This is a genomic window from Paramicrobacterium salitolerans (assembly GCF_051513965.1).
In the GTDB taxonomy this organism is placed as follows: Bacteria; Actinomycetota; Actinomycetes; order Actinomycetales; family Microbacteriaceae; genus Paramicrobacterium.
Map to the genome: position 1 here is coordinate 2,848,258 of NZ_CP195847.1, position 22,676 is coordinate 2,870,933.

Sequence of the window (22,676 nt, forward strand, 5' to 3'; positions counted from 1 at the left end):
ATGAGCACCAATTTGTATGTGGACAACTATGTACATGTGAGTATGCAGAGAAGTGCTGGAAAAGTCAACACTTCAGGCCACTCTCCCGAGAGCATGGGCGAGACTCACCCGAGGATGCGAGATAGGTTTCTCGTGAACGACTCGTAGCCCGTCGACGATTCGAGCAGGAACGCCAGGTTCTCAGGGTCGGAGAGCACCGGAATGAACTCGCCCAGCACGTCGCGAAAAACCTGCACGTCGTCCGGACTCACCGCGAAGAGCACCACGACTCTCACAGACGACCCGCCCCACGGGAGGCCTTCGCGAGAGAGCAACACTGAGATTGCAGAGCGGTGAGCGTTGGCATGCATCGCGTGAGGGATCGCAAACTGCCCTCCGAACGCCGTGCCTGACCTCCGTTCTCTGCTCTCGACCGCGTCAAGAAACCCCTCCGCGACGACGCCGTCGGCAACCATCCGCCCGCACATGAGGGCGAGCGCCTCGTGCTGGGTCGCCGACTCGACGCTGTGGAAGAGCCCCGGTTCGATGAGCTCCAAGATCCTTGTGCGCAGACGCTGCTTGGCCGTGCGACGGCGCTGCGCCTTCACGGCATCCTGCACCCGTTCCACGTCGGCCTCACTCATGAGCGGACTCACCATGATCGTGGGCACGGCCGTGAGTCCCGCGAGGTCGACGGTGGAGACCACGAGGTCCGAGGTGATGAGTTCCCATTCGAAGTCGAGTGCTGTGACGACATCCACGACCACTCCCTGCCCGGCGAGGCCTGTGGCGACCGTGTCTGCGATTCGTGAGCGCCCCGATGCGAACGGCGAGACATCGACGACCGTGACGGTGACGAGCGGGCCCTTCTCCAGCTGGCGCTGCACGTGAGCTCCGAGGTGGAAGGCGAGAAAGTCCACTTCGTCGGCCTCGATGGCGACGTTCGCGCGCTGTTCGAGCAACTCGGCGAAATGCAACGCCACCTCGTAGACGAGCGGATGCGCGTTCTTGAACGTCTCTCCAAGCGGGTTGCGAGCGAGGATGCCTTGCGCCGAACGCTCCTGAAGCCGCCACATGTGCAGCGAGATCGCACGCACGGCGCTCTCGTCGTACAGGTCGAGCAGGTAGAACTTGGAGACCTCGCGCAACGCGTCTCGCACTGTTCGCACGACCTCTGATGGTGGTTCGACGGATGCCCCGACAGGGCCGGTCTGCTTGACCCGCGACGCCACCAGCTGCGCCAGCCGCGTCGCCTCAGGCGCGGGAAGGCTCACGTGGAAGTTCTCCTCCACGACACGCACGAGCTGAGAGGTCAACAGCGTCAGGGCATCAGGCAGGGCGGTGTCGGTCGGCGCGAGCACGGCGATCCGGTGTCCCAGTCGCACGCGGTCAGCCGCGATCGTCACGTGAATCAACACGTCATTCAGGGAGTACTCGTCGATGTCCCAGCCGAGCTCCGTGATCGAGCGCTCAATTTCCTGCGAGGTCACCCGCAGGTTGTATTCGCGGTAGGCGTTGATGAAGTCGCGCATCATCTGCGGCGTGAAGCCACGCCCTGCCTCAAGAAACAGGTGTTTGACGAGGCGACGCTTCTCGTGTTCGTCACCGACGAGCGAGATGGTTTCCCGCTCCCGACGAATCGAAAGCCCGTAACGCCGGAACAGCTGCCGCGCCTTGGAGATGTCCGCCTCGATGGTCGCCGCGCTGACGAACAGCGTGTCGGCGAGGTCGAAGATGTCTGTTCCGACATCCGAGTAGCTGACGAGATGCCTCGCGATGAAGTACAGCCGCTCCTGGGGCCCATGAGCACGGGGAGCATCGACCGTCGCGTGCGTCAGCGACTCGTGCGCCTCCGTGTCGAGTTCGTACCCGCGATGGGAGGAGTGAATGACTGTGCTCCCGGCAGCTTCGTTGACATCCGAGACGAACTGGCGCACGCTGCGGGTCGACACCCCGAGCAGCTCTGCGAGCTGGGTTCCGGGCATAGCCGCGGTCGCCTTCTCGAGCAACCGTACGAGCTCGGTTCGCCGATCGTTCATAAGCTTCGTCGCCTCCGTCGGAGCGATCGTAGCTCAGCGGCGGCGAGCACCCCACTCGCGTGCTTCCTCCGATCAGGAAGCCGAGATATTGGTGTTCCCTCTGGCACCTCGGGATGCTGGAACATGATCGCACTTCCGATCCCAAAAAGGCACATTGACACCGATGTCAGGGGGAACCTCCACGATGATCACCGATTTGCTGACTCGAGAGACTCTGCTCTCCGACGTCTCGTGCGACAGCTGGCAGGAGCTGGTCGACGTGGCGGGCGCGCCCCTCGTCGAGGCCGGCTCTGTGACGCCGGAGTTCCTCGCATCCATCAAAGAGACCGTCGAGCGCTACGGGTCCTACATGGTCGTCGTCGATGACATCGCGCTCTTCCACGGGCGGCCCGAGGCCGGGGCGGAACGCATCGCACTGAGCCTCGCGCTGCTCGAGCATCCGGTTTATCTGAATGACGCTCGCATCACCGCAGCCTTCGTGCTCGCGGCGACCGACAACGACAGCCACATCGATCTCATGCGTGAGCTCGCCACCGGCCTCGGCGACGAGCACCTGCTGGAGCTGTTGCGCACCAACGGCTCCCCCGATGAGATCCTCGCCACCTTCACACGAATGGAGCACACACATGAAGAGTCATGAGTACTACAGCATCGTCTCGCAGCAGCTGCAGAAGCAGTTCGACGAAGAGGCCGAGTCGATTCAGAAGGCAGCCGAGCTGTGCGCGAAGTCGGTTCTCGATGACCGCGTGATTCATGTTTTCGGATGCGGTCATTCGCAGATCTTCGCGATGGAGGTGTTCTATCGGGCGGGCGGCCTCGTTCCGGTGAACGCGCTTCTCACGCCGCATCTCGCGCTCTTCCCGAAGGCGAAGCTGAGCACCTACCAGGAGCGCCTCGAGGGGTTCTCGCAGGAGTACTTGGCGCTCGAAGACACCGACCCGCGAGACACGATGATCATCGTCTCGATCTCCGGTCGCAACCCGGCCGGGGTCGACATGGCGCTTGCGGCGCAGAAAATCGGCATGAAGGTCGTGGCACTCGTGTCGGGTGAGTTCGCGAACTCGACGACCTCCCGCCACTCAAGCGGCAAGAACCTCAAGGATGTCGCCGATGTCGTCGTCGACATCAAGTGCGTGAGCGGCGACGCCGTCCTCTCCGCGGAAGGCCTCGAGGGTCGCTTCTGCGGCACCTCCACCGTGCTGGGCGTCACCGTGATCGAGTCGATCATCGCTCAGACGGTCCAGAACTGTGTGGATGCCGGAACCAACCCGCCCATCTACGTCAGCGCGAACCTCGACAAGGGCGACGCCATCAACGCCGCGCACATCGAGAAGTACTCACACATGATCTCGGGCCTCTGAGCCCGAAGAAACGGAGCACAACCATGAAAATCGTGTGCGTCTGCGGTTTGGGAATGGGCTCGAGCCTCATTCTCAAGATGACCGTCGAAAAGGCAATGCAAGCTCTCGGCATCCCCAGCGAGGTTGAACACCAGGCTGCGGGAACCATGAGCGGCGGCGACAGTGACCTCATCGTCGCCTCCCCCGATTTCGCTGATGAACTCTCTGGATACGACAACGTGGTCTTCATTCGGAACATCGTGAGCGTCGACGAGGCGAAGGATGCCGTGCAGGCATTCCTCGACTCGCGTGACGCGAGCTGATCTCCGGGTGATCCCGCTGCGTCGTCGCACATAAGGACTCCACCATGGAACTACTCAATTTTCTCGTCGAGGTCGTCAAGACTCCGGCCCTGATTCTCGGTTTCGTTGCGCTCATCGGCCTCGCCCTTCAGCGCAAGTCCGGGGCGCAGGTGTTCGCCGGAACCGTCAAGACCGCGCTCGGCATGATCGTGCTCACCGCCGGTGCGGGGCTGATCGTCGCGGCGATCTCCCCGTTCGTCACGCTCTTCCAAGACGTGACGGGCCTCGCCGGCTTCGCGACGGGCAGTGAGCTGATCTCGGCTGCGATGCAGAAGAGCATCCCCGTCATCGCGAGCACGTCGTCGGTCATCCTCGCCGCCGGGTTCCTTGTGAATGCTCTGCTGGCGCGGTTCACCCCGCTGAAGTACATCTTCCTGACCGGTCACATGATGTGGATCGCATCCGTCATGATTGCGTACAGCCTGTATGAGGCGGGCCTCAGCGAGATGTGGACGATGATCCTCGGCTCGGTGATCCAGGGGGCCCTGCTGACTCTGCTGCCCGCGATCGCCCAGCCGATCATGCGCAAGGTGATCGGCAGCGACGACTTCGCGCTCGGGCACCTGACCACGCTCGGAACGGTTCCGTCCGCCTACATCGGCGGTCTCGTCGGCAACAAGTCGAAGAGCACCGAAGACATCAAGGTTCCCAAGGGCCTGGCGTTCTTCAAAGACACCGCGGTCTCGATCTCGGTCGTCATGCTGGTCTTCTACCTGATCATCGTGATCGCCGCCGGACCCGAGAAGGTCGGTGAGCTCTCGGAGGGCACGAACTACGTTCTGTTCGGTCTGTTGCAGGCACTCGGATTCGCGGCCGGAATGCTCGTCCTCCTCCAGGGCGTTCGCATGTTCCTCGGTGAGCTCGTCCCGGCGTTCAAGGGCATCTCCGACAAGCTCGTGCCGAACGCGAAGCCCGCGCTCGACGTGCCGGCGATCTTCATGTTCGCACCGAATGCTCTGATGATCGGTTTCGTCACGGCCGTGGTCGGGATGCTCGTGGGCATGGTCGCCTCGTCGCTCGCGTTCGGCGTGGTTCCGCTCGTCTCGATCATCGGTGCGTTCTTCACCGGTGGCGTCTCGGGCATCATGGGCAACGCAACGGGTGGCCGACGAGGTGCGGTCGTAGCCGGCTTCGTCTACGGGTTCATCCTCATCTTCCTGTCCGGTCTCACCTACAAGATCTTCGACCATTTCGCCGCGGTCGGCGCGGAGGGAACGGGGCACGACACCATCGACTCGATGCTGACGATGCTCGCGTTCCAGACCCCGTGGGTCGGAATGATCATCCTCGTCGCCGCTTTCGTCCTCATGTCTCTGCTTGAGGTTCGTCACGTGCGCCGAGTGAAGAGAGAAGCACAGGATGCCGTCGCAGTCGGCGAGTCCGAAGAATAGGAGAACCGCAGTGCCCACACGAGAAGTCACCATCGCGTCGCCGGTCGGGCTGCACGCACGCCCCGCGTCCGAGCTCGTCCGCAATGCGAAGGAGAGCGGGCAGACCGTCACGATCAGCAGGCCCGGCAAGAAGCCGGTGGATGCCCGCAGCATCCTCGCGGTCATCTCCCTCGGTGTGAAGCAGGGCGAGACGGTCGTCCTCGACGTCGCCGGCGACAATGCAGCCCAGACGTTGGAGCTGCTGTCAGAGATACTGACCGCCGAGGAGCAGCCGACGAGCTGACCCTCAAAACACACCAAGACACTATGAAGGGCCCGTGCCGAGCACGGGTCCTTCATAGTGCACAGCGTTCGGGGCCGCTAGGCTCCGCCTCGCTTGATCATGACCACCACTGTTCAACAGAAATCACAACAGGTATGCTGTATCTGTAACAGATTCTGCCGACAGGAGGAGGTGATGCATATCGCGGCGCTGCCCGACCTGCTGAGCTACGGCGATCTGGGCCGACAGGGCCTCACCCGGCATGGCCTCGACCGGTTGATCGGGTCCGGCGAGTTCGAGCGCATCGCGCCTGGACTCTTCCTCAGATCAGGACTCACGGACGACACAACGGCAGCGTGGATCGCCGTCGCCGCCAAGAGGCCCGGCGCCACGCTGTGTCTCCTGACGGCACTGTCGCTGCACGAGCTGACCGACGAGATTCCCGCCCAGAGTGATATCGCCATCCCCCGTGGAACACAGCCGGTCACCGTTCACCACGCACCCATAGCATGGCACCGTTTCGACGCCGACACGTTCAGCATCGGGCGCACCGAATATGCACTGCCGGGCGGATCATTTATCGGCCTCTACTCCGCCGAGCGGACCCTTATCGATCTGTTCCGTCTACGTCACGCGTGGGGCAGCGACCTCGCCCTCGGCGCACTCAAGCAATGGTTGCGCCAGCGCGGCAACAGCGGCGGTTCACTGCTCACGATGGCCGAGGACTTTCCGAAGGCACGGCCCGCGATCCAACAAGCCTTGGAGATTCTCCTATGACCCCGAACCCGCAGCATGGAACTCCGGAGGGCGACGCGACTATCACCCTACGAAAACTTGCCCGGCAAACCGGCGGAGACGTGCAGGAGCTGATGACCTTGTATGCGCTCGAAGGTCTCCTGGCGCGCATTGCGCTCTCTAAGTACCGCGATGACTTCGTTCTGAAAGGTGGCGTGCTGCTTGCCGCTTTCGCCGCACGTCGTCCGACAAAGGATATCGATCTGCAGGCAACGCGGCTCACCGATGATCCTGACGACGTCGCCGAACGTGTCCGCGCCATCGCGGGGCTTGCGCTTGCCGATGGCCTCGTGTTCGATCCTGCAAGCGTCACCGCAACGACGATCCGTGACGAGGACGAATACGCCGGTGTTCGGGTCAAGCTGATTGCGACTCTCGGTACTGCCCGACTGACGGTCGGAGTAGACGTGAACTTCGGCGATCCTATCTGGCCAGCACCTCAGCTTGTGGAACTGCCTCGCGTCATGGAATTCGGCCTCCCGGCCGTGACATTACTGGGGTACCCGCTGACGATGGTGCTCGCTGAGAAGATCGTCACCGCCGTCGACCGCGGCGTCGCCAACACCCGCTGGCGCGACTTCGCTGACGTCTACACCCTCACCCGACTCCACACGGTCACCGCAGGCGAACTCCACACATCGATTGAGACCGTCGCCGAGTACCGCAAGGTCACACTTACAACGCTACTGCCTTCACTTGCTCCGATGAACGAACGCGCGCAGCAGAAGTACCGCGCATGGCGGACACGATCCCACCGCGACAGCGAACTCCCAGCAGCGTTTGCCGATGTTCTCTCGGCGGTCGCAAGCTTTGCCGATCCAGTATTGTCCGCAACGGCAACAGGGCGTTGGAATCCCCGCCTCCATGCTTGGGAGTGAACGGTCGAAGCCGAGACGCCTCCTCGTAGGAGGCGAGATCCTCATCGGCAAGTCAGACTGATTTGTCCGGCCTGTCCACGCTGGCATCGTGCGCCGTACTGTTTCAGATCTAGGCTCCGCCCCGCTTGATCATGAAGTCGAACCGATACCGATCGGCTCGGTACAGCGACTCTGCCAGCTCAGTGGGCACCCCATCTGCCGGGTACGCGATGCGGCGGGTGTGCAGGGCAGGCGAGCCGACCGGTATGTCGAGCGCTTCTGCCTCCTCCTTGTTGAGCACGGTCGCCTGAACGACCTGTTTCGCCTGAACGATCACGACTCCGTAGCGCTCCTTGAGCAGCTCGTACAGGGATCCCGAGAAGTCCTCATCCTCCAGACCGGGAAACAGCGTCGCGGGAAACCACTCACGCTCAAAACACATAGGCGCGCCGTCCGCGAGCCGAATGCGCTCGATGTAAACGACGTCATCCTGTGGTGATATCTGGAGCCGTTGTGCAACTTTCGTGCCCGCCTGCATCAGCGTCGCCTTGGCGACTCGGGTGCCCGGCTCCATTCCTCGCGCCCTCATATCTTCGCTGAACGAGCTCAAGCCGAGGTTCTTGGAGATACGCGGTATCGACACGAACGTCCCCGCACCCGGACGACGGTATAGGACTCCGTCTGCCTCCAATTCGTTGATGGCGCTGCGAACCGTCATACGAGAGACGTCGAGCAGGTCCGCCAGCTGCCTTTCCCCCGGCACTGCGGTATGCGCTCCCAAATGGACGAAGTTGTCAATCAGATATTGACGTACCCGATCTCGTTTACCAGCAGCCATAGTCCCCATTCTTACGTGACAGGTTCCGCGCCATGGAACTCAGACGATTCCCCTCCACTTACTTAACCGCACCGGCGGACAACCCTGCGACGAGTTGGCGGCGCGCGAGAATACCGAAGATCATCGGCGGCAGAATCGACAGGACGGTGATCGCGGAGACATCGCCCCATCGGATGCCCGTACTCGTCACGAAGTTCGCCGCCCCAACCGTCACAGGTGTCGCTTGCGTTGAACTAAGGATGACGGCGAACAGGTAGTCCGCCCACGAGAAGATGAACGTCAACACGGCCACGGCCGACGCCGTGGGCGCCATCAGCGGCCAGACCACGCTGAAGAGTGTGCGGTACACCGAGCATCCGTCCACCATGGCCGCCTCCTCGACCTCCTTCGGAACTTCCTGGAGCCCTGCGGTCATGAGCATGATCGCGATCGGAGTGTTGAGAAACACGTTGGCCAGGATGAGCGCAAAGACGGTGTCAACGACCTGCAGCGCGCTGAAGAACATAAAGAAGGGCACGACAAACGCGATCGCGGGGAGCAGGCGCAGCGAGGTGACTGCGCGCAGCAGCATCCGGCCGCCCAGCCCCAGCCTGACGATCGCATAGGCGCCGGTGAACGACACAAGGGTCACGATCACGACGGTGCCGACCGAGATCATCGCGCTGTTCACGAAGTAAGCCGGGAATTCATATCCAGCAGCGCCCAACGCATTTGCGTAGTGGTCGAGCGTCAGACCCTGGCTCATGGACAGAGCGCCGGTGGTGATGTCGCTCTCTGCCCGAAAGCTGACGAACAGCGCATTCATGAGAGGGATGTTCACCAAGACGGCGGCTACGGCCAAGACGGTCAGGCTGATCCATGGCCGTGACTGCTTGGTTCTGCGTGATCTTACAGCGGTAGTCACGATACGAGCCTTTTCACCATCGAAGGGATTACGGGGATTACGATGAGCATGATCAGGAAGGCAGCGGCAACGGCAAGTCCGAAGTCGCCGCTTGAGAATGCCGCCTTGTAGACGTAGATGCTCAATGTGGTTGTCTGGGTGCCTGGTCCGCCACCCGTCAGGATGTAGATGACGTCGAATGTGCGAAACGCGTCTATTCCTCGCAGGAAGACCCCGACGATGATGACCCTTCGCACCAGAGGGAGGACGATGTGGACGATCTGCCTCGCCCAACTCGCTCCGTCAACTCGTGCAGCCTCGAGCACCTCGGTGGGAATCGTCAGCAGCCCTGAGTACACGATGAGCACGATCAGTGGCGTCCACTGCATGACATCCAGAATGATCAGCGTCGGAACGACACTGCTTGCCGAGAATGGTGAGCCTGTGTAGCCCATCAGGGAGAGGACGTATGCGCCGAGCCCGATGTTGTCGTTGAGTAGCAGTCTGAACATCACGCCCATGAGTGAGGGGGCGACCATAATCGGCAGTAGCAGAAAAGTGAGTAGCGATTTCGACGACCGGCGCACCCGAAACAGCATCAGCGCGAGTGCGATACCGAGAACGAGTTCGAGCAGCGTGGCGACCACCGTGTAGAGAGCGGTGAACCCTAGCGAGGACCAGAAAACATGATCGGTCAAGACCTGCTTGTAGTTGTCCAACCCGACGAAGCCCGGGTCCGGATTCGCCATTCGGTTGTCGGTGAAGCTCGTCCAGAACGCCGATCCCAACGGATAGGCAACCAGAACGACAAGGACGATGAGGAGCGGCGCGCCGAGTACCCAGCGCGCCGCTCCCGTCCGCAAAGCGGCGGGTTGCATCAGTCGCCCTCCTTGAGGGTGCTCTTGATCACGTCATCCGCCTCCTTGAGCGCCTTGTCTACGCTTGTATTACCGACCCATGCGCCGGAAAGCACCTCGGCGAGCTTGACGGACGTCGGGTAGGTGCCGGACTCCGTGGGAATCACGTAGCCGTTCTCAGGGATGTCGTTCAGCGTGAAGCCGAACAGAGGGTTGGTGTCCTTGAGCTCTTCGAGGACTGATGGGTAAGACGGAAGACCACCGGACTCGGCGTAGGTCTTCATCGCCCCTTCAGTTGTCAGGTACTTCATCCACGTCGTAGCCGCATCCTTGTTCTTGGAGTACTTATTGAGCCCGATCGCCAGCGTATGCACGTGAGTGCTGTGCTCCGGACCCGGCATCGGAGCGATGCCGACGTTACCCGCGGTCTTCGGAGACTTCTCAGCGTCGTTGAGCTCGGTGAATCCGACAGTCCACTGCGTGATGAACGGCACACTTCCTGACGTCATGGCCGCCTGGGTCTCGGGGTATTCAGCTTGCGCCGAGGCCGGCGCTGCGATGCCTTCGCTGTAAGCGGTCCGGTAGATATCGAGCGCTTTTCTCCCGGCGTCGCTGTCCATGTTCGGCTCCCCCTTCGAGTCGAGCCATGACCCTCCGTAGGCCCACAGAACGTCGTCCCACAGGAAGACGTTCTGCAGCTGGTTCTTCAGCTGCAGTGAGGTGCCGTATGTCGTGGGGGCATCCGGATTGAGTGATTTTGTGAAGTAGGCACCGGCTGCGAGGAAGTCATCCCAGTCCCAGTTCTCGGGTTCCTTCGGCTCCATCTCCTCGCCCAAGACCTTCTTGCTCACCTCGGCATATGTTTCCGGGTCGTCCATCATCTGTTCGATGAGGTCAGTCCGATAGATCAGCCCGTTGCTTCCCACGTCCAGCGGGATGGCGTACTGTTTGCCGTCGTACTGAAGCCCTTCCACTGCTGTGTCGAAGTACTTGTCGGTGGGCACGAAGTCGATCGGGTCGAGCGAGTTCACGTGCTGACCGAGAATGTAGCTCGTCGTGAAGTAGATATCGACCTGATCCGAACGAGAGGCCATGAGCGTGGCCTCCTTCGAGAAGGTATCCGTCCGACTGAGCAGCTGCATATTGACCTTGACATGGTCTTTCTTGCCTTGATCCGCGTTATACGCGTCGACCACCTTCTGCATAGCATCGCCCTCTGGGCCAGGCCACAACACCATGTTGATCGTTGTTGTACCTGAATCTCCCGAGGAACCTTGATTTCCCGCAACCCCGCATCCAGCGGTGGCAAGCACGGCCATGCAGGCGACGGCCGCTCCTATGCGGCGCTTTCCCGACCAAACCATGAGCCTTCTCCTTGTTTGTCGTGGCGTTGTCAACTCTGAGCAACGCATTCCGAGAAAAGTAACACAGCAATCGCAACCGGTCTATACCTCTTTATGAAATCTTTACCTGTCGCGGCCTCAGAGGGCTGCGGATCTCGGTCGCCCGGCTTATCAGCTCACTCTCGCGCGGACACCCGTTGCGGGTGGGTAGCCAAACCCGTGAACAAAGCACTTCCAAACTTCTTCCACATCATGCTAGGCTTCGTCCGGTATATACCGCTCACGCAGGGTCCGTGCATCCTGACTCAGAGAAAGCGTTGCGACGAGAATGGCCTCGACAATCGGGATCGACGTAGGTGGAACCAAGATCGCCATGGGTGTGGTGGATACGAACGGAGCCGTGAGCCTGTTCCGCCGCCACCCGACGCCCCCGCGTGCCGGTTCGAAACGCCTACTCGATGCGATCGCCGACCACGCCCTCCAACTGGCGTCAGAATCAGCAGCTGACATCTCGCAGCTTGGAATCGGGATCGGCGGGACCATCCGTCCTGACGACGGCAAGGTTCTCTCTGCCACGGATATCTTGGGGGATTGGGTGGGGACGGCTGTCAAAGCGGAGCTCGAACGCCGAACCGGACTCAGCGTCTCGGTCGACAACGACGTCAAGGTCTTCGCCATCGGCGAGCACCGATTCGGTGCAGGCGTAGGTGCTGAAAACGCGCTGTACGTCACGGTCGGCACAGGGATCGGCGGTGCAGTGTTCTTGAACGGACGTTTGCTGCGCGGTGCCACCTGGAGCGCGTGCGAACTGGGGCACGTTCCGGTTATGGGAGCCGAGGGTCGCGCGTGCCCGTGCGGCAAGACGGGGCATGTGGAGGCCGTCTCCTCGGGACCGGCTATGAGCAGAAGGCATCAGCAGATCAACGGTGGTGAGCTTCTGCCTTTGGAGCAGATCGCGACGCTCGCACGCGAGGGCGACGCGGTGGCTGACCAGATACTTCGCGAGGGTGGTCGGTGTTTGGGGATCGCCCTGGCCGGAATCGCCAACACGATCGACCCCGAAGTCATCGTCCTCGGCGGCGGGGTTATAGGCGTTGGTGGGAACTATCTCGAGTCTGTGCGCTCCGCTTACGACGAGTACGCCCTTCCCGGCCCGTCACGGTGTCCCATCATGATGTCTCAGCTGGGGGCTGAGGCAGCTGTAATCGGTGCCGCAAGCATCGCCATGAAGCCCGTGATTTCGATATAGAAAGAGGAAAGCAGTGGAATCTCAGCAGAACAACCCGCTGGAGCGTTTGCGCGGCGGCATCGTCGCTTCGTGCCAGGCCGCCGAAGGCGACCCGCTCCACGGGCCCCAGTTCATGGCGGCTGTAGCGGTCGCAGTGGTTCAGGGCGGTGCTGTGGGGGTGAGAATTGAGGGGCTGTCAGACATCGCGGAGGTTCGAGATGTCGTCGATGTCCCCATCATTGGCCTGTGGAAAGACGGCGCACGTGACACCGTTTATCTGACCCCGACTGCGCAACATGCACGCGCAGTCATCGCAGCAGGCTCCGACATCGTGGCAGTCGACGCGACGGATCGACCGCGCCCCGAGCCCTTCGCCGACATCGCAGCGGAAATCCACCGTATGGGCAAACTTGTCCTGGCGGATGTCGCCACGGTTGAAGAAGGAGTTGCCGCCGCTGCGGCGGGGGCAGACGCGGTCTCGTCGACGATGAGTGGCTACACGTCTTACTCGCCGAGTCGGTCCACACCCGATCTTGAGCTGGTACGCCGGCTCTGTGAAGAGGTAGACATTCCTGTGATTGGGGAGGGTCACTATGAAGATCCGGCCGACGTACGTGCCGCGATCGATGCGGGGGCACTCACTGTGGTCCTTGGAGCAACGCTCACACAACCGGGAACGCTGACCGCACGTATGGTCGGCCGGGTGTTCGATCAGTAAGTTCCAGCCGAATCAGCGGGTTGTTCCGAAAGGTTTGAGGCCCGACCCGCCTCCGGCGTTCCCTTACTTCTCGCACATGAGTTTCGAGCAACCTCGGTGGGTGTCGCGCAAGGAGGCCAGCCGCCCTTATATTGGACAGACCTGCATCGCTCGGCGACGTACCAGCAGGCCTACTGTCGATGCGGCCGAGCAGTCTCCGCTGTCGAAGCAATAAAGCTTCCCTGCGTAGCGGGACCCTGACCTAGTTGATCCTACCTGTAGCGGGTCCACAGCAAGATTTTCTTTGCCGGGCAAACAAGCTTTCGTATCACTCTCCGGTCGGCACCGCCCATACTCGGCGTTGCGCGACAACCTGCAATTCGAAACCGCCCTCGGCACCCTACGCCTTCACCCAGCCTCGGGCCCCAACCGTCTGGCCAACCTCGAGGACCTACTTAAACCTGGCCAACTCCCGAGCATAGCCACCGGTGCCGTCAGCATGAATTGCGAAATCTTCAAGGCCGCTCCAAACAACGCGCAGGTCTAACATCTACCGCGCGTGCTCAAAGGGGTCAACCAAGCTCTGAACTCCGTGCTCTGAACACACGAATCCGATCCTCACACCGTGCTCGTCCGAGCCGAACCCAATGTCTGGCTCGCAGTCGCCTCCGCAGACCGAGCACGTGCGGTAGTCGTCGCTGACGGGCACGCGGATCGGCACGCCGTCCAAGGTTCCCTTCTCGTCGTACTCCATGCCTGTAGACCCTACTGGTTAGGGTAAATAATGACCCACCCGAACGCTCCGGGCGATACGCATATAGAGCAGCTCTTATCGAGCGATGTCGCGATGGCACTCTAAGCCGGCATTCCCGTAGCCGCTTTGACCCAGCGCAACAGCGGTTTGGCAGTTACCGAAAGCTTGGAGAATACTCTGGCGTTCAGAAACAGATTATGGAGCAATCGCCAATCGTCCCAGACCTTCGATTGGAAATGGGAACTTCACCTACTGGCGGGCGCTCTGGGGTCACAATCGACTACGTGAGCGCCTATCCCATTAAGGCTTTCGCTCATCTCGACAGACGGCACACGCCGATAGTGCCGTCCAGGCGACGATAGAGCGGGATACCGCGGAGGCCCTCCACCCCCGCAATTCGCCGACAACACATTGCACCTGATCATGCAGGAGCCAACGTGGGCTTCATAAACGGACTCCGCCACAAGGAATCGTGTCTCGTGCGAAGCGTCGGATCTCGCGGTCACCGCGCAGGGCCTTCTGCCACACCCGGAATCGAGCCAGCACTCCAACCTAGAGCAGGAGGTGACAGCAAAGATACTCGTAGACGGTGCACACGCCAACGTTGCGGCGACTGCCGGTGCCGAATCGTGAAACCGATTGCCTCCCCTGACACGCTGACGATCTGGGTCGGACTAGCGCTCCCTCGGCGGTTGCGCCGTGGCGACCACCCTCTCTATTACATCTGCAACTTCACCCGGGGGCTGATGCTCCCAGAATCGAAGTACCACCCACCCTTTCACGCGTAACCCCTCGTCTGTCTCACGGTCGCGCCGCTGATTGCCTGCGATCTTTGGTCCCCAATAGGCAGAGTTTGAGCGCGGTGCAATGAAATGCTCAGGACATGCGTGCCAGAAGCATCCGTCGATGAAGACAGCAATCTTGCGACGCGTGAACACAATGTCAGCGGTTCGTCGCATACTTGGGACGGGCCGGAAGTGGGTGCGGTATCGCAAGCCCCGACCATGCAGAAGAGTCCGCACGGCGAGCTCCGGGGAGGTATTCTTTGAGCGGTTCGCGAGCATCGTACGGCGGGCCTGTTCACTCGAAGCCCTAGACTCTTTCATCATGGCAGGCTACTCCAAAGCCTTTCAGATTGTTCGAACACCTGTGCTGCTATTCTGATGAAATCTCTGCAACACGCGCCGTCAATCTATGTGTCGAAGGCGCCGCATGCCTAACCTGAACCAAACATACGACGACTGAACACCGAGAGGCTCCCCGTGGTAAACAAGCAACCTGCTCAGACCTTCCGACTTGGCGAACTGTTCAGCGGCCCCGGAGGCATTGCAAAGGGAGCACAGCTCGCCTCAGGCATCGCGGGCAACTTCATCGCGCATGCGTGGGCGACCGACTACGACAAGGACACTTGCGAAACCTATCGAGCCAACTTCAAGGGCACGAAAGTCATCAACCAGGACGTGCGAACGCTCGACATCAAAAAACAACTCGGCCCCATCGATGCCCTCGCATTCGGTTTCCCCTGCAATGATTTTTCCGTAGTCGGCGAGCGCAAGGGAATCGAAGGGTCCTTCGGCCCGCTGTATGAGTACGGCGCACGCGTGATCGATGAGTACACACCCAAGTGGTTCATTGCCGAGAACGTCGGCGGACTCCGCAACTCAAACGACGGCCTCGCATTCAAGACGATCCTCGATCGACTCCAGCATGCAGGCGGGAAAATGGACGGCTACCGGCTATATCCGCACCTTTACAAGTTCGAGGAGTATGGGGTTCCACAGCGCCGCCACCGAATCCTCATTGTCGGCATCCGTGATGACATCGACGTGGAGTTCATGGTGCCGTCACCTGAGCCGTACAAAGATGCCGACGTGTCGGCCGAAACAGCGCTCAAGGGCATTCCGGGCTGGGCGACCAACCAGGAGCACACGCGTCAGAGCAAGGCTGTCGTGGAGCGCCTCAAACACATCAAACCGGGCGAGAACGCGTTCACCGCTGACCTGCCTCTGGGGCTTCAGCTGAACGTCGCGGGCGCGAAAATTAGCCAGATCTACAAGCGCCTCGAAGCGGAGAAGCCTTCTTACACGATCACCGGTTCGGGTGGTGGAGGAACCCACGTTTACCACTGGGAAGAGCACCGTGCATTGACCAACCGCGAGAGAGCTCGAATCCAGACCTTTCCAGACGACTTCGAGTTTAAGGGCGGCAAAGAGAGCGTGCGGAAACAGATTGGCATGGCTGTGCCTGTGGAGGGCGCACGCATCGTGTTCGAGGCCGTGCTCAAGACTTTCGCGGGCATCGAGTACGACGGTATTGAACCGAACCTTCATCATTTGATACCGCCGCGCCGTGTTGAGGCCAAGGAGATGTCGGCGACGCTCGCGTAAAGTCATGGGCACGGAGGAGTGCCCATGTTCCAAAGCAAAGACCTGTTTGAGACCGTCTTAACGCGCTACATAGAGCGCGGAGCGGACGAAGTGCGTATCGTCTCGGGCTACGCGTCGCCCGAGATGTGCACGCGGCTTCTACTAGCAGCGAAAGAGGCGAAGAGGCAGATCAAGATCCGCCTCATCGTCGGGATGACCGGGTTCGAAGGAATCACCACGGACACCCATAATCGGTTGCTCAACATACAGGCGCAACCTCCACATGGTTCTGGCTCTGTCTCGATTCAGTACGTTACGCGCGGCATCAGCGTGCACTCTAAGCTGTTCGTTTGGCTACAGGAGAATAAGCCGTTGGGCGCATGGATGGGGTCTTCGAACTTCACACAGAATGGGTTCGGTGTCGGTTTCCGTGGAAGTCTTCACAAGGAGATCATGACCACCACAGACGTTGAGTCCGCTTTGCGCTACTACAGCGACATCGAAGGTGTCTCGATAGCGATCGACTACCCCGAGGTCGAAGACGAAATCACGATCCACAACCGGCCCCTGCCGACTTCGGTTTCGGTTGCGTCGTCAGAAGGCGAAGCTGAGCATGAGCCCGACTTCATTGAGCGCGAATCGGTTGTACTCCCGCTTGTCGCTCTCAGGTCCAGCCGATTTACCACTCGTGGGCAAGTTCATGCGAAGGCCGGCCTCAACTGGGGCCAGCGTCCCGAGCAGAATCGTGAACCCAACCAGGCGTACATCCCGATTCCCGCTGAGATACGCCGCATGGGTTTCTTCCCTCCCAAAGGCGTGGTGTTCCGTGTGTCGACGACCGACAACAAAATGATGTTGATGACCGTGGCACAGGACAACAGTAAAGCGCTCGAAACTCCACAAAGCAACAGCTTTATTGGCGAGTACTTCCGTGGTCGCCTTGGTGTGGCGAACGGTGAGCCGGTCACTCTGTCCGACCTCCAGGAGTTCGGGTCGAGGTTTGTCGTTTTCTACCGGATCGATGAAAGCGACGAGGAGCCTTCTTACATCATGGACTACTCGCCCGAACATGAGGATCGAGGAGCTGACTACTACAATATTTGAGCTTCGCAAGGGGACCTGCGCCCGACTCCGAAACCTCAGCGCATTTGAGCGGTGCGTCGAGCAACGAGCTCCCTGGCCCTACGTCACGATAGCGGATGCTTCATCGATTGAGGCGATCAAACGCTGAAAGAGGGGACGACACTTAGGCACTTTTTGGAGCGACAGCGTGCCACGCAGGCGGATTAGGCGCTGACGGCAACCCGACCGCGTCGCACGTGGGAGCGGGCGTGGGTGACGCCGCTGTCGAGGACGGACTGCGGTCAAGCCGGCTGAATGTAGACTTTCTCGCGGCCATGTCGCTGCGCTTCGAAGGCCGCCTCGTATTCGGAGAGCGGGAAGACGCGCGTCGGGATTCGATCGAGCGGGACGCTGGAGAGCATCGACACCGCACGCTCGTGCGTATAGGGGTTGATGATCGACCCGACAATCGTGAGCTCCTTATCGTACACCTCGCGGGGAGGCAGCGCGAGGACATCGTCGGGCGCAGCGACTCCGAAGACGAGGAACGTGCCGCCCTTGCGGATACGATTCAGAAGGTCGCGGGCGATGCCCGCTCGGCCGACGGCATCCACCACCGATTGGAAACCCTGCTCACCCGCCAACGCTGAAACTTCTGCCGAATCAAGCTCGTCCGGATGCACCGCAAGATCAGCGCCCATCGACAGAGCTAGCTCGCGACGCGCTTCTGACGGCTCCGACACCACAATCGGAGTCAGCCCACGCGCCTTCGACAGAGCCACGAGCATCGCACCAGCAGGGCCGCACCCCGCAATCAAGACCGACGTTCCCGACTTCGGGTCCAGGCGATCCACCGAGTGGATGCAGCACGCGAGCGGCTCCGCCATTGCTCCGATCATCGGGTCCGTCTGCGGATCGAGTCGATACAGGATGCGCGCTGGCGCCACCATGGTCGTGGTCATTCCGCCATCGAGCTTGACCCCGTACCCCTTCTTGTTCACGCAGTGGTGCTCTTCGCCTGAGCGGCAGTACGTGCATTCCGTGCAGTACTTGTGCGGTTCGACGGTGACCAGATCACCGGGTGCCACGTTCGTGACGTCGTCGGCCACCTCGCGCACGGTCCCGCACACTTCGTGGCCGAGAATCACGCCATCAGCCGAGGGGAAGTTGCCCTCGAGAATGTGCGTGTCGGTTCCACACAGCCCCACCGCGAGCACATCGATGGATGCTTCGCCAGGAGCAAGCGCTGGAATCGGCTCTTCGCCGAGATGCAGTCCGTCAGCCTTGCTGTGCCGAAGCGCCGTTCTGAACATTGGTGTCCTCTTCTTCGACTTCAAGAATTCGCGTCAGTCGCGAGATGTGGGCACGCGCCGCGGTCTCCGCCGCGTCGGCATCGTGCTGGGCGAGCGCTTCAAGAATGGCCCGGTGGTCGGCGGTCGCTCGGCGCACTCCGCCGCTGAGGTTGGTGGAGCGCATCGCGACGATGACCTGACCCTGGATCTCCTCGAGCATCTTCGCCAAAACCGGGCTCGAAGCCGCATCACGGATCGCCCGGTGAAAGCGCGCATCAAGTTCGATGTGTCGGGCAAAGTCGTCCGGGTCGATCGACTCGTGCTCCCGCAGCACAGCGTCGAGCTGGTCAAGCGTGCTGGCGCTGATGGCATCAGCGGCCAGACGCGCTGCCATCCCCTCCATCGCCTCGCGCGCGTGGTACAGACTCACGAGCGTCGCGTGGGTCGGCAGGTAGACGACCGCGCCGCGGTTGAACTCCTCCACGGCGAGGCCCTCACGCACGAGCTGAAGCACCGCGTCTCTCACGGGGCTGCGGCTCACATCGAGCTGCTTGGCGAGCGCCGGAATGGCGAGGCGCGAACCTGGCGGCAGCTCTCCCGTGAGTATCTTCGCGCGCAAGAACTCATACACGCTGGTTCCCACTCTCACGGGAGGCACCCAGTCCACGTTCGCTACCCCGCCTTCGCCTACTGTGCGCTCGTGAATGCGTCGACGAACCCGGAGTACGTCGCCGCCACCTTCTCGAGCGAACGCGCGCGGACCTCGGTGTCCGTCGGGTCGGCGACGAGCGCCTGCACCGCTTCCCACCAGATACTACGGCCGATAGCGAAGCCCACGAAACCGGCTCGTGCGGCGATTGCAAGCCACTGGTTCACGGTCTCCGTGTCTCCCCCGGCTCCGAGCAGAATGCACTCGCCACCGTGCTCACGAGCAAGCTCCACCGTTGCACGCGACGATTCGACCTCACCCTGGTGCTCAAGTTTCCAGATGTCGACGGCCACGTCGTCGAGAATCTCACGCATCGCGGTTCGCGTGAGCTCGGGACGCCGCTCCCAGGCATACCGCTCGGCGTCGCCGTCGACCTGAGCAAGCTGCTCCTCGGTCGGCGGAACCAACAGCTCGAACAAGAATGCGCAGCCCTCTTCACGAGAGATCGAGGATGCCTCGGCCAGACGCTCGCGCTGAATCGCGCGCTCCTCGGCGCTGTCCGCCGGGTTGTACCGAACAAGCACCTTCGAGTACTTCGGTGCGAACGCCTTGAGGTACCCGCGAAGGTCCTCCGGCTCGGTCTCGTACACGCGCTTACCCGCACGCTCGATCGGAAGAGCGAGAGGGATGCCGTGAGCAAGCGCTCGCTCCGGCACGCCGGGGCCCAGCTCGGGGTCCACGAGAATCGCGGCGCCCTCCGAGGCATCCTCAGTCGCCTTCAGCAGCCCCTCGAAGATCAGGTGCTTCGCCTCGGCCGTCAGAGCGCGCTGCTCAGCCGTCGCCGTGTCGGTGTGGCCGAAGAGCGCGTTCGTGAGCCAGGGGCGCTGGTCTGCGGCGAGAATCAAGAGGTTATCGCGTGACATCAAATCTCCTCGTGGGTGATGTAGGGCTTGACGTACTCGCCGTCAAGGAATCGTGTGAAGGTCTCCTCGAGGTCGCTCAACCTCGTGGGGGTCATGATGGTGTCGCGCAGGTGAGCGCCGTGAGACCGCAGGAGGTCCCAGTTGTCGTTCACCTCGGACTTCGGAAAGTAGAACGAACGCACCGTGAAGCAGTCCGTTCGGCGCCAGCGCGGAGTCGCGGGCATGACGTAGGGATCGTTGGACTCCCCCAGTGCGAGAATCGCCCCGCCTGGTTCGACGAGATTCTGCGCGCTCGCTCGCGCGGGGCCCGCACCGCTAACCTCGGCGACGACCTGATACTGGTTGATCGTCTCCATGTCGGTCGCCGCGGTCGCACCGAGCTTCTCCGCAAGGGCGAGCCGCGCCGAGTTCGGGTCCCACGCGCTCACACGGGGGATGCCCATGGCGAGCGCCACCGCAACGACACCGAGCCCAAGCGGCCCACAGCCGACGACAAGCAGGTTCTGGATGCCGCCCGGCTGCGTCCTGCTGCCGAGACGCAGCGCGTGAGCCGCTGTTCCGAACGTGTCGAGCGCGAGCACGGCCACGTCGGCCGGAATGTCATCGGGCACCGGGATGAGACACTGGGGCGGGGCATCCATGTACTCGGCGAAGCCGCCGTCGTACTGCCACCCCATGAGCGACTCGAGGTTGTAGCAGCGGTTGTTCTGCTGGTCGAGGCACGCCTTGCACTCCCCGCAGCTGACGGGAATGTACACGAGCACCCGAGTGCCTTCGGCCGGAGCGCCCTCGGCGGACTGCACCACCGTGCCGATGACCTCGTGGCCGGGAACAACCGCGGCACCGCTCGCAAGCAGACGCTTGTCTGACCCGCAGAGGGCGCAGACGTCGACCTTGATGCGTGCCCATCCCGGGCGGATCTCGCCCAAGGGCTCCGCGGTGAAGGAGACGACTCCCTCTCCTTCGAAGTGCGCACTGGTGTTCGTCACCTGTTCGGTCATTTGACTGCGCCTCCCGTCAGTCCGCGCACCAGCCAGCGCTGGGCGACGATCGTGAGAATGATGGCGGGCAGCGAGATGAGCGTGCTCGCCGCCATCAGGCCGCCGTAGTCGCTCGAGCCCTGCCCGATGAAGTTGAACGCGATGACCGGCAGAGGCATCGTGTTCGAGCTGGCCAGCGCCAGGGCGAACAGGAAGTAGTTCCACGAGAAGATGAAGCTCAGTGTCACTGCGACCGAGATTCCCGGTGTCACCAGCGGCAGCACAACCTGCGTGAACCTCTGCCGAGGTGTGCATCCGTCGATCAGTGCGGCCTCCTCAAGGCTCTTGGGGATCTCCTCGTAGAAGGGGATCAGGAGCCAGATGCACAGCGGCAGCGTGATGATGAGGTGCGCGAGAATCAGCAGCATGAAGTTCAGCGCGTCATTCGACGGTGCGCCGATCTTCATCGACATGATGAAGAACGGAACCACGAACAGCACGCCCGGCGCCATGCGAGCAAGAAGGGTCGTGAACCCGATTCCCGGAATCGTGCGTCGCGCGATCACGTAGGCTGCCGGAACCCCGAGCAGCAGTCCGAGAATCGTCGAACCGCCCGCGATGATGAAGCTGTTGCGGATGTAGTAGATGAAGTCGAACCGTTCAAACAGGTTCGCGAAGTTGTCGATCGTGAGTGGCGTCGCCACGTTGAAGATGCTGCCTGTGATGTCCACGTTGCTGCGGAACGCAGACCACAGCATGAACAGCACCGGCACGAAGAAGATGAGCGCTGCGACGACGTAACCCACGTATGTGAGCGCGTATGTGCGTCGCCGGATGGTCGTGCTACTCGACATCGGTACTCCTCTTTCGCACAAAGGTGAAGATGGCGGCGATCAGGATGACCAGTACGAAGAGGCTCAGCTGAAGAGCTGCCGCATAGCTCGGTTCCTGATCGATGAAGGCTGCCCGGTAGCCGTACACGTTGAGGGTGTTCGTCGCGTTGACCGGACCGCCCTGAGTCATGATGTAGATCGTGTCGAAGAAGCGGATCAGGTCGACGGTGCGAAGCAGCATCGCGACCAGCAGCACCGAGCGCAGCAGCGGCAGCCCGACGAACAGAGCCTTCTTGACGGGACCAGCACCGTCGATGGATGCCGCTTCGAACGGCTCACTCGGAAGTGAGCGGATGCCTGCGGAGATGATGAGCGCCATGAACGGCGTCCACTGCCAGATGTCCACGATCGCGATGGACCACGGAGCCATCTCCCGGCTGCCGAGCCAGACGACGGGGTCGAGGCCGACCGCCTGCAGAAGCTGGTTCGCGGCTCCCAGCGTCGGGTCGTAGATGAGCATCCAGACGAGCGCCACAGCGACTGACGCCGTGATGGCCGGGATGAGCATGAGGCCCTGGAACACAGCACGACCAGGGACGTCGCGGCTCAGCAGGTAGCCGAGCGCAAGCCCGAGAAGGGTCTCGACGACGAGACAGACGATGAACAGTTGAAGCGTCACGAAGAGCGAGTTCCAGAACTCGGGGTTCTGGAACATCGTGGCGAAGTTCTCGAAGCCGACGAACCCGTTGTTGTTCCCTGCGATGTCCTGGTCTGTCAGCGAGAGCCAGATCGTGTAGAGAACCGGAAGGAGCACCAGCGCCACTGTGGCGATGAGTGCCGGTATGAGGAACGGAAGCGTCCCCTGGGACACGGGGTCGAAAGACTTTCGACCCCGTGCCACCGGGCGCTGACCCCGTGGTGTGATGATGGTCCGCGTCGTAGACAT

At 61.6% G+C, this 22,676-nt stretch carries 24 protein-coding genes; 11 read left to right on the forward strand and 13 right to left on the reverse strand.

Annotation, left to right across the window (positions count from 1 at the left end):
• Nucleotides 1-104: 104 nt before the first annotated feature.
• Complete coding sequence (locus ACSAGD_RS13700; RefSeq protein WP_437583323.1) at nucleotides 105-2,018, reverse strand: BglG family transcription antiterminator; 1,914 nt, start codon at nucleotides 2,016-2,018, stop codon at nucleotides 105-107.
• Between the two features lie 163 nt (nucleotides 2,019-2,181).
• Between ACSAGD_RS13700 and ACSAGD_RS13705 the strand changes: the two genes are divergently transcribed.
• The 7 genes from ACSAGD_RS13705 (at nucleotide 2,182) to ACSAGD_RS13735 (ending at nucleotide 7,046) form a co-directional block, all read left to right on the forward strand.
• Nucleotides 2,182-2,658 (forward strand): PTS sugar transporter subunit IIA, encoded by a 477-nt coding sequence (locus ACSAGD_RS13705; protein ID WP_437583324.1) that lies wholly within the window; start codon nucleotides 2,182-2,184, stop codon nucleotides 2,656-2,658.
• Nucleotides 2,645-3,379, forward strand: a complete 735-nt coding sequence (locus tag ACSAGD_RS13710; protein WP_437583325.1) for a sugar isomerase domain-containing protein — start codon at nucleotides 2,645-2,647, stop codon at nucleotides 3,377-3,379. The genes ACSAGD_RS13705 and ACSAGD_RS13710 overlap by 14 nt, the downstream gene beginning before the upstream one ends.
• Before the next feature lie 23 nt (nucleotides 3,380-3,402).
• On the forward strand, nucleotides 3,403-3,681 hold the full coding sequence (locus tag ACSAGD_RS13715) for a PTS sugar transporter subunit IIB (RefSeq protein ID WP_437583326.1): 279 nt from the start codon (nucleotides 3,403-3,405) through the stop codon (nucleotides 3,679-3,681).
• A gap of 44 nt (nucleotides 3,682-3,725) precedes the next feature.
• Nucleotides 3,726-5,111, forward strand: a complete 1,386-nt coding sequence (locus ACSAGD_RS13720; RefSeq protein ID WP_437583327.1) for a PTS ascorbate transporter subunit IIC — start codon at nucleotides 3,726-3,728, stop codon at nucleotides 5,109-5,111.
• A gap of 10 nt (nucleotides 5,112-5,121) precedes the next feature.
• On the forward strand, nucleotides 5,122-5,394 hold the full coding sequence (locus ACSAGD_RS13725) for an HPr family phosphocarrier protein (RefSeq protein WP_437583328.1): 273 nt from the start codon (nucleotides 5,122-5,124) through the stop codon (nucleotides 5,392-5,394).
• Nucleotides 5,395-5,493: 99 nt separating this feature from the next.
• Nucleotides 5,494-6,150 (forward strand): type IV toxin-antitoxin system AbiEi family antitoxin domain-containing protein, encoded by a 657-nt coding sequence (locus ACSAGD_RS13730; protein WP_437583329.1) that lies wholly within the window; start codon nucleotides 5,494-5,496, stop codon nucleotides 6,148-6,150.
• Nucleotides 6,147-7,046 (forward strand): nucleotidyl transferase AbiEii/AbiGii toxin family protein, encoded by a 900-nt coding sequence (locus ACSAGD_RS13735; RefSeq protein ID WP_437583330.1) that lies wholly within the window; start codon nucleotides 6,147-6,149, stop codon nucleotides 7,044-7,046. The genes ACSAGD_RS13730 and ACSAGD_RS13735 overlap by 4 nt, the downstream gene beginning before the upstream one ends.
• 109 nt (nucleotides 7,047-7,155) lie before the next feature.
• Here the strand turns inward: ACSAGD_RS13735 and ACSAGD_RS13740 are convergent, their stop codons facing one another.
• The 4 genes from ACSAGD_RS13740 to ACSAGD_RS13755 are packed head-to-tail and all read right to left on the reverse strand — an operon-like array spanning nucleotide 7,156 to nucleotide 10,808.
• A complete protein-coding gene (locus ACSAGD_RS13740) occupies nucleotides 7,156-7,872 on the reverse strand; it encodes a GntR family transcriptional regulator (protein WP_437583331.1) in 717 nt (238 codons plus the stop codon).
• Nucleotides 7,873-7,921: 49 nt separating this feature from the next.
• Nucleotides 7,922-8,767 carry a carbohydrate ABC transporter permease gene (locus ACSAGD_RS13745; protein ID WP_437583332.1) on the reverse strand — a complete coding sequence of 282 codons (846 nt, stop codon included), beginning with the start codon at nucleotides 8,765-8,767 and terminating at the stop codon, nucleotides 7,922-7,924.
• Entirely contained in the window at nucleotides 8,764-9,624 is an 861-nt protein-coding gene (locus ACSAGD_RS13750; RefSeq protein WP_437583333.1) for a carbohydrate ABC transporter permease, read from the reverse strand. Before ACSAGD_RS13750 ends, ACSAGD_RS13745 begins: the two co-directional genes overlap by 4 nt.
• On the reverse strand, nucleotides 9,624-10,808 hold the full coding sequence (locus ACSAGD_RS13755) for an extracellular solute-binding protein (RefSeq protein WP_437583334.1): 1,185 nt from the start codon (nucleotides 10,806-10,808) through the stop codon (nucleotides 9,624-9,626). Before ACSAGD_RS13755 ends, ACSAGD_RS13750 begins: the two co-directional genes overlap by 1 nt.
• Before the next feature lie 466 nt (nucleotides 10,809-11,274).
• On the opposite strand from ACSAGD_RS13755, the gene ACSAGD_RS13760 reads away from it, so the two are divergent.
• The gene (locus tag ACSAGD_RS13760; protein ID WP_437583335.1) at nucleotides 11,275-12,195 is read left to right on the forward strand and encodes an ROK family protein; all 921 of its coding nucleotides are present in this window, start codon (nucleotides 11,275-11,277) and stop codon (nucleotides 12,193-12,195) included.
• Nucleotides 12,196-12,208: 13 nt separating this feature from the next.
• Nucleotides 12,209-12,892, forward strand: a complete 684-nt coding sequence (locus ACSAGD_RS13765) for an N-acetylmannosamine-6-phosphate 2-epimerase (RefSeq protein ID WP_437583336.1) — start codon at nucleotides 12,209-12,211, stop codon at nucleotides 12,890-12,892.
• Nucleotides 12,893-13,421: 529 nt separating this feature from the next.
• On the opposite strand, the gene ACSAGD_RS13770 is transcribed toward ACSAGD_RS13765, so the two are convergent.
• Both ACSAGD_RS13770 and ACSAGD_RS13775 read right to left on the reverse strand, forming a co-directional pair.
• On the reverse strand, nucleotides 13,422-13,625 hold the full coding sequence (locus tag ACSAGD_RS13770; protein WP_437583337.1) for a hypothetical protein: 204 nt from the start codon (nucleotides 13,623-13,625) through the stop codon (nucleotides 13,422-13,424).
• Nucleotides 13,626-14,299: 674 nt separating this feature from the next.
• On the reverse strand, nucleotides 14,300-14,734 hold the full coding sequence (locus ACSAGD_RS13775) for a very short patch repair endonuclease (RefSeq protein WP_437583338.1): 435 nt from the start codon (nucleotides 14,732-14,734) through the stop codon (nucleotides 14,300-14,302).
• 153 nt (nucleotides 14,735-14,887) lie between these two features.
• Here ACSAGD_RS13775 and ACSAGD_RS13780 point away from each other — a divergent pair, with 153 nt between their 5' ends.
• Both ACSAGD_RS13780 and ACSAGD_RS13785 read left to right on the forward strand, forming a co-directional pair.
• Complete coding sequence (locus tag ACSAGD_RS13780; protein WP_437583339.1) at nucleotides 14,888-16,012, forward strand: DNA cytosine methyltransferase; 1,125 nt, start codon at nucleotides 14,888-14,890, stop codon at nucleotides 16,010-16,012.
• A 24-nt stretch (nucleotides 16,013-16,036) separates the two neighbouring features.
• The gene (locus ACSAGD_RS13785; protein WP_437583340.1) at nucleotides 16,037-17,095 is read left to right on the forward strand and encodes a restriction endonuclease PLD domain-containing protein; all 1,059 of its coding nucleotides are present in this window, start codon (nucleotides 16,037-16,039) and stop codon (nucleotides 17,093-17,095) included.
• A 260-nt stretch (nucleotides 17,096-17,355) separates the two neighbouring features.
• Here ACSAGD_RS13785 and ACSAGD_RS13790 read toward each other — a convergent pair whose 3' ends face one another.
• Genes ACSAGD_RS13790 through ACSAGD_RS13815 form a run of 6 tightly spaced genes read right to left on the reverse strand, consistent with a single transcriptional unit; the run spans nucleotide 17,356 to nucleotide 22,676 of the window.
• The gene (locus ACSAGD_RS13790) at nucleotides 17,356-18,366 is read right to left on the reverse strand and encodes an alcohol dehydrogenase catalytic domain-containing protein (protein ID WP_437583341.1); all 1,011 of its coding nucleotides are present in this window, start codon (nucleotides 18,364-18,366) and stop codon (nucleotides 17,356-17,358) included.
• On the reverse strand, nucleotides 18,332-18,976 hold the full coding sequence (locus tag ACSAGD_RS13795; protein WP_437583342.1) for a GntR family transcriptional regulator: 645 nt from the start codon (nucleotides 18,974-18,976) through the stop codon (nucleotides 18,332-18,334). The genes ACSAGD_RS13790 and ACSAGD_RS13795 overlap by 35 nt, the downstream gene beginning before the upstream one ends.
• Nucleotides 18,977-19,032: 56 nt before the next feature.
• Entirely contained in the window at nucleotides 19,033-19,917 is an 885-nt protein-coding gene (locus ACSAGD_RS13800) for a 2-deoxy-5-keto-D-gluconate 6-phosphate aldolase domain-containing protein (RefSeq protein ID WP_437583343.1), read from the reverse strand.
• Nucleotides 19,917-20,918, reverse strand: coding sequence for an alcohol dehydrogenase catalytic domain-containing protein (locus tag ACSAGD_RS13805; RefSeq protein WP_437583344.1), 1,002 nt, complete (start codon nucleotides 20,916-20,918; stop codon nucleotides 19,917-19,919). Before ACSAGD_RS13805 ends, ACSAGD_RS13800 begins: the two co-directional genes overlap by 1 nt.
• Nucleotides 20,915-21,751, reverse strand: a complete 837-nt coding sequence (locus ACSAGD_RS13810) for a carbohydrate ABC transporter permease (protein WP_437583345.1) — start codon at nucleotides 21,749-21,751, stop codon at nucleotides 20,915-20,917. Before ACSAGD_RS13810 ends, ACSAGD_RS13805 begins: the two co-directional genes overlap by 4 nt.
• Nucleotides 21,741-22,676, reverse strand: a complete 936-nt coding sequence (locus ACSAGD_RS13815; protein WP_437583346.1) for a carbohydrate ABC transporter permease — start codon at nucleotides 22,674-22,676, stop codon at nucleotides 21,741-21,743. Before ACSAGD_RS13815 ends, ACSAGD_RS13810 begins: the two co-directional genes overlap by 11 nt.

Excerpts from the sequence above, each read along its gene's own strand:
- ACSAGD_RS13750 (WP_437583333.1), bottom strand. The coding sequence starts at position 9,624 with ATGCAACCCGCCGCTTTGCGGACGGGAGCGGCGCGCTGGGTACTCGGC.
- ACSAGD_RS13760 (WP_437583335.1), top strand. The coding sequence starts at position 11,275 with ATGGCCTCGACAATCGGGATCGACGTAGGTGGAACCAAGATCGCCATG.
- ACSAGD_RS13735 (WP_437583330.1), top strand. The coding sequence starts at position 6,147 with ATGACCCCGAACCCGCAGCATGGAACTCCGGAGGGCGACGCGACTATC.
- ACSAGD_RS13720 (WP_437583327.1), top strand. The coding sequence starts at position 3,726 with ATGGAACTACTCAATTTTCTCGTCGAGGTCGTCAAGACTCCGGCCCTG.
- ACSAGD_RS13705 (WP_437583324.1), top strand. The coding sequence starts at position 2,182 with ATGTCAGGGGGAACCTCCACGATGATCACCGATTTGCTGACTCGAGAG.
- ACSAGD_RS13740 (WP_437583331.1), bottom strand. The coding sequence starts at position 7,872 with ATGGGGACTATGGCTGCTGGTAAACGAGATCGGGTACGTCAATATCTG.
- ACSAGD_RS13815 (WP_437583346.1), bottom strand. The coding sequence starts at position 22,676 with ATGTCTACGACGCGGACCATCATCACACCACGGGGTCAGCGCCCGGTG.
- ACSAGD_RS13715 (WP_437583326.1), top strand. The coding sequence starts at position 3,403 with ATGAAAATCGTGTGCGTCTGCGGTTTGGGAATGGGCTCGAGCCTCATT.
- ACSAGD_RS13805 (WP_437583344.1), bottom strand. The coding sequence starts at position 20,918 with ATGACCGAACAGGTGACGAACACCAGTGCGCACTTCGAAGGAGAGGGA.
- ACSAGD_RS13800 (WP_437583343.1), bottom strand. The coding sequence starts at position 19,917 with ATGTCACGCGATAACCTCTTGATTCTCGCCGCAGACCAGCGCCCCTGG.
- ACSAGD_RS13785 (WP_437583340.1), top strand. The coding sequence starts at position 16,037 with ATGTTCCAAAGCAAAGACCTGTTTGAGACCGTCTTAACGCGCTACATA.
- ACSAGD_RS13770 (WP_437583337.1), bottom strand. The coding sequence starts at position 13,625 with ATGGAGTACGACGAGAAGGGAACCTTGGACGGCGTGCCGATCCGCGTG.
- ACSAGD_RS13790 (WP_437583341.1), bottom strand. The coding sequence starts at position 18,366 with ATGTTCAGAACGGCGCTTCGGCACAGCAAGGCTGACGGACTGCATCTC.
- ACSAGD_RS13700 (WP_437583323.1), bottom strand. The coding sequence starts at position 2,018 with ATGAACGATCGGCGAACCGAGCTCGTACGGTTGCTCGAGAAGGCGACC.
- ACSAGD_RS13810 (WP_437583345.1), bottom strand. The coding sequence starts at position 21,751 with ATGTCGAGTAGCACGACCATCCGGCGACGCACATACGCGCTCACATAC.
- ACSAGD_RS13730 (WP_437583329.1), top strand. The coding sequence starts at position 5,494 with ATGACCACCACTGTTCAACAGAAATCACAACAGGTATGCTGTATCTGT.
- ACSAGD_RS13710 (WP_437583325.1), top strand. The coding sequence starts at position 2,645 with ATGAAGAGTCATGAGTACTACAGCATCGTCTCGCAGCAGCTGCAGAAG.
- ACSAGD_RS13775 (WP_437583338.1), bottom strand. The coding sequence starts at position 14,734 with ATGATGAAAGAGTCTAGGGCTTCGAGTGAACAGGCCCGCCGTACGATG.
- ACSAGD_RS13755 (WP_437583334.1), bottom strand. The coding sequence starts at position 10,808 with ATGCAGAAGGTGGTCGACGCGTATAACGCGGATCAAGGCAAGAAAGAC.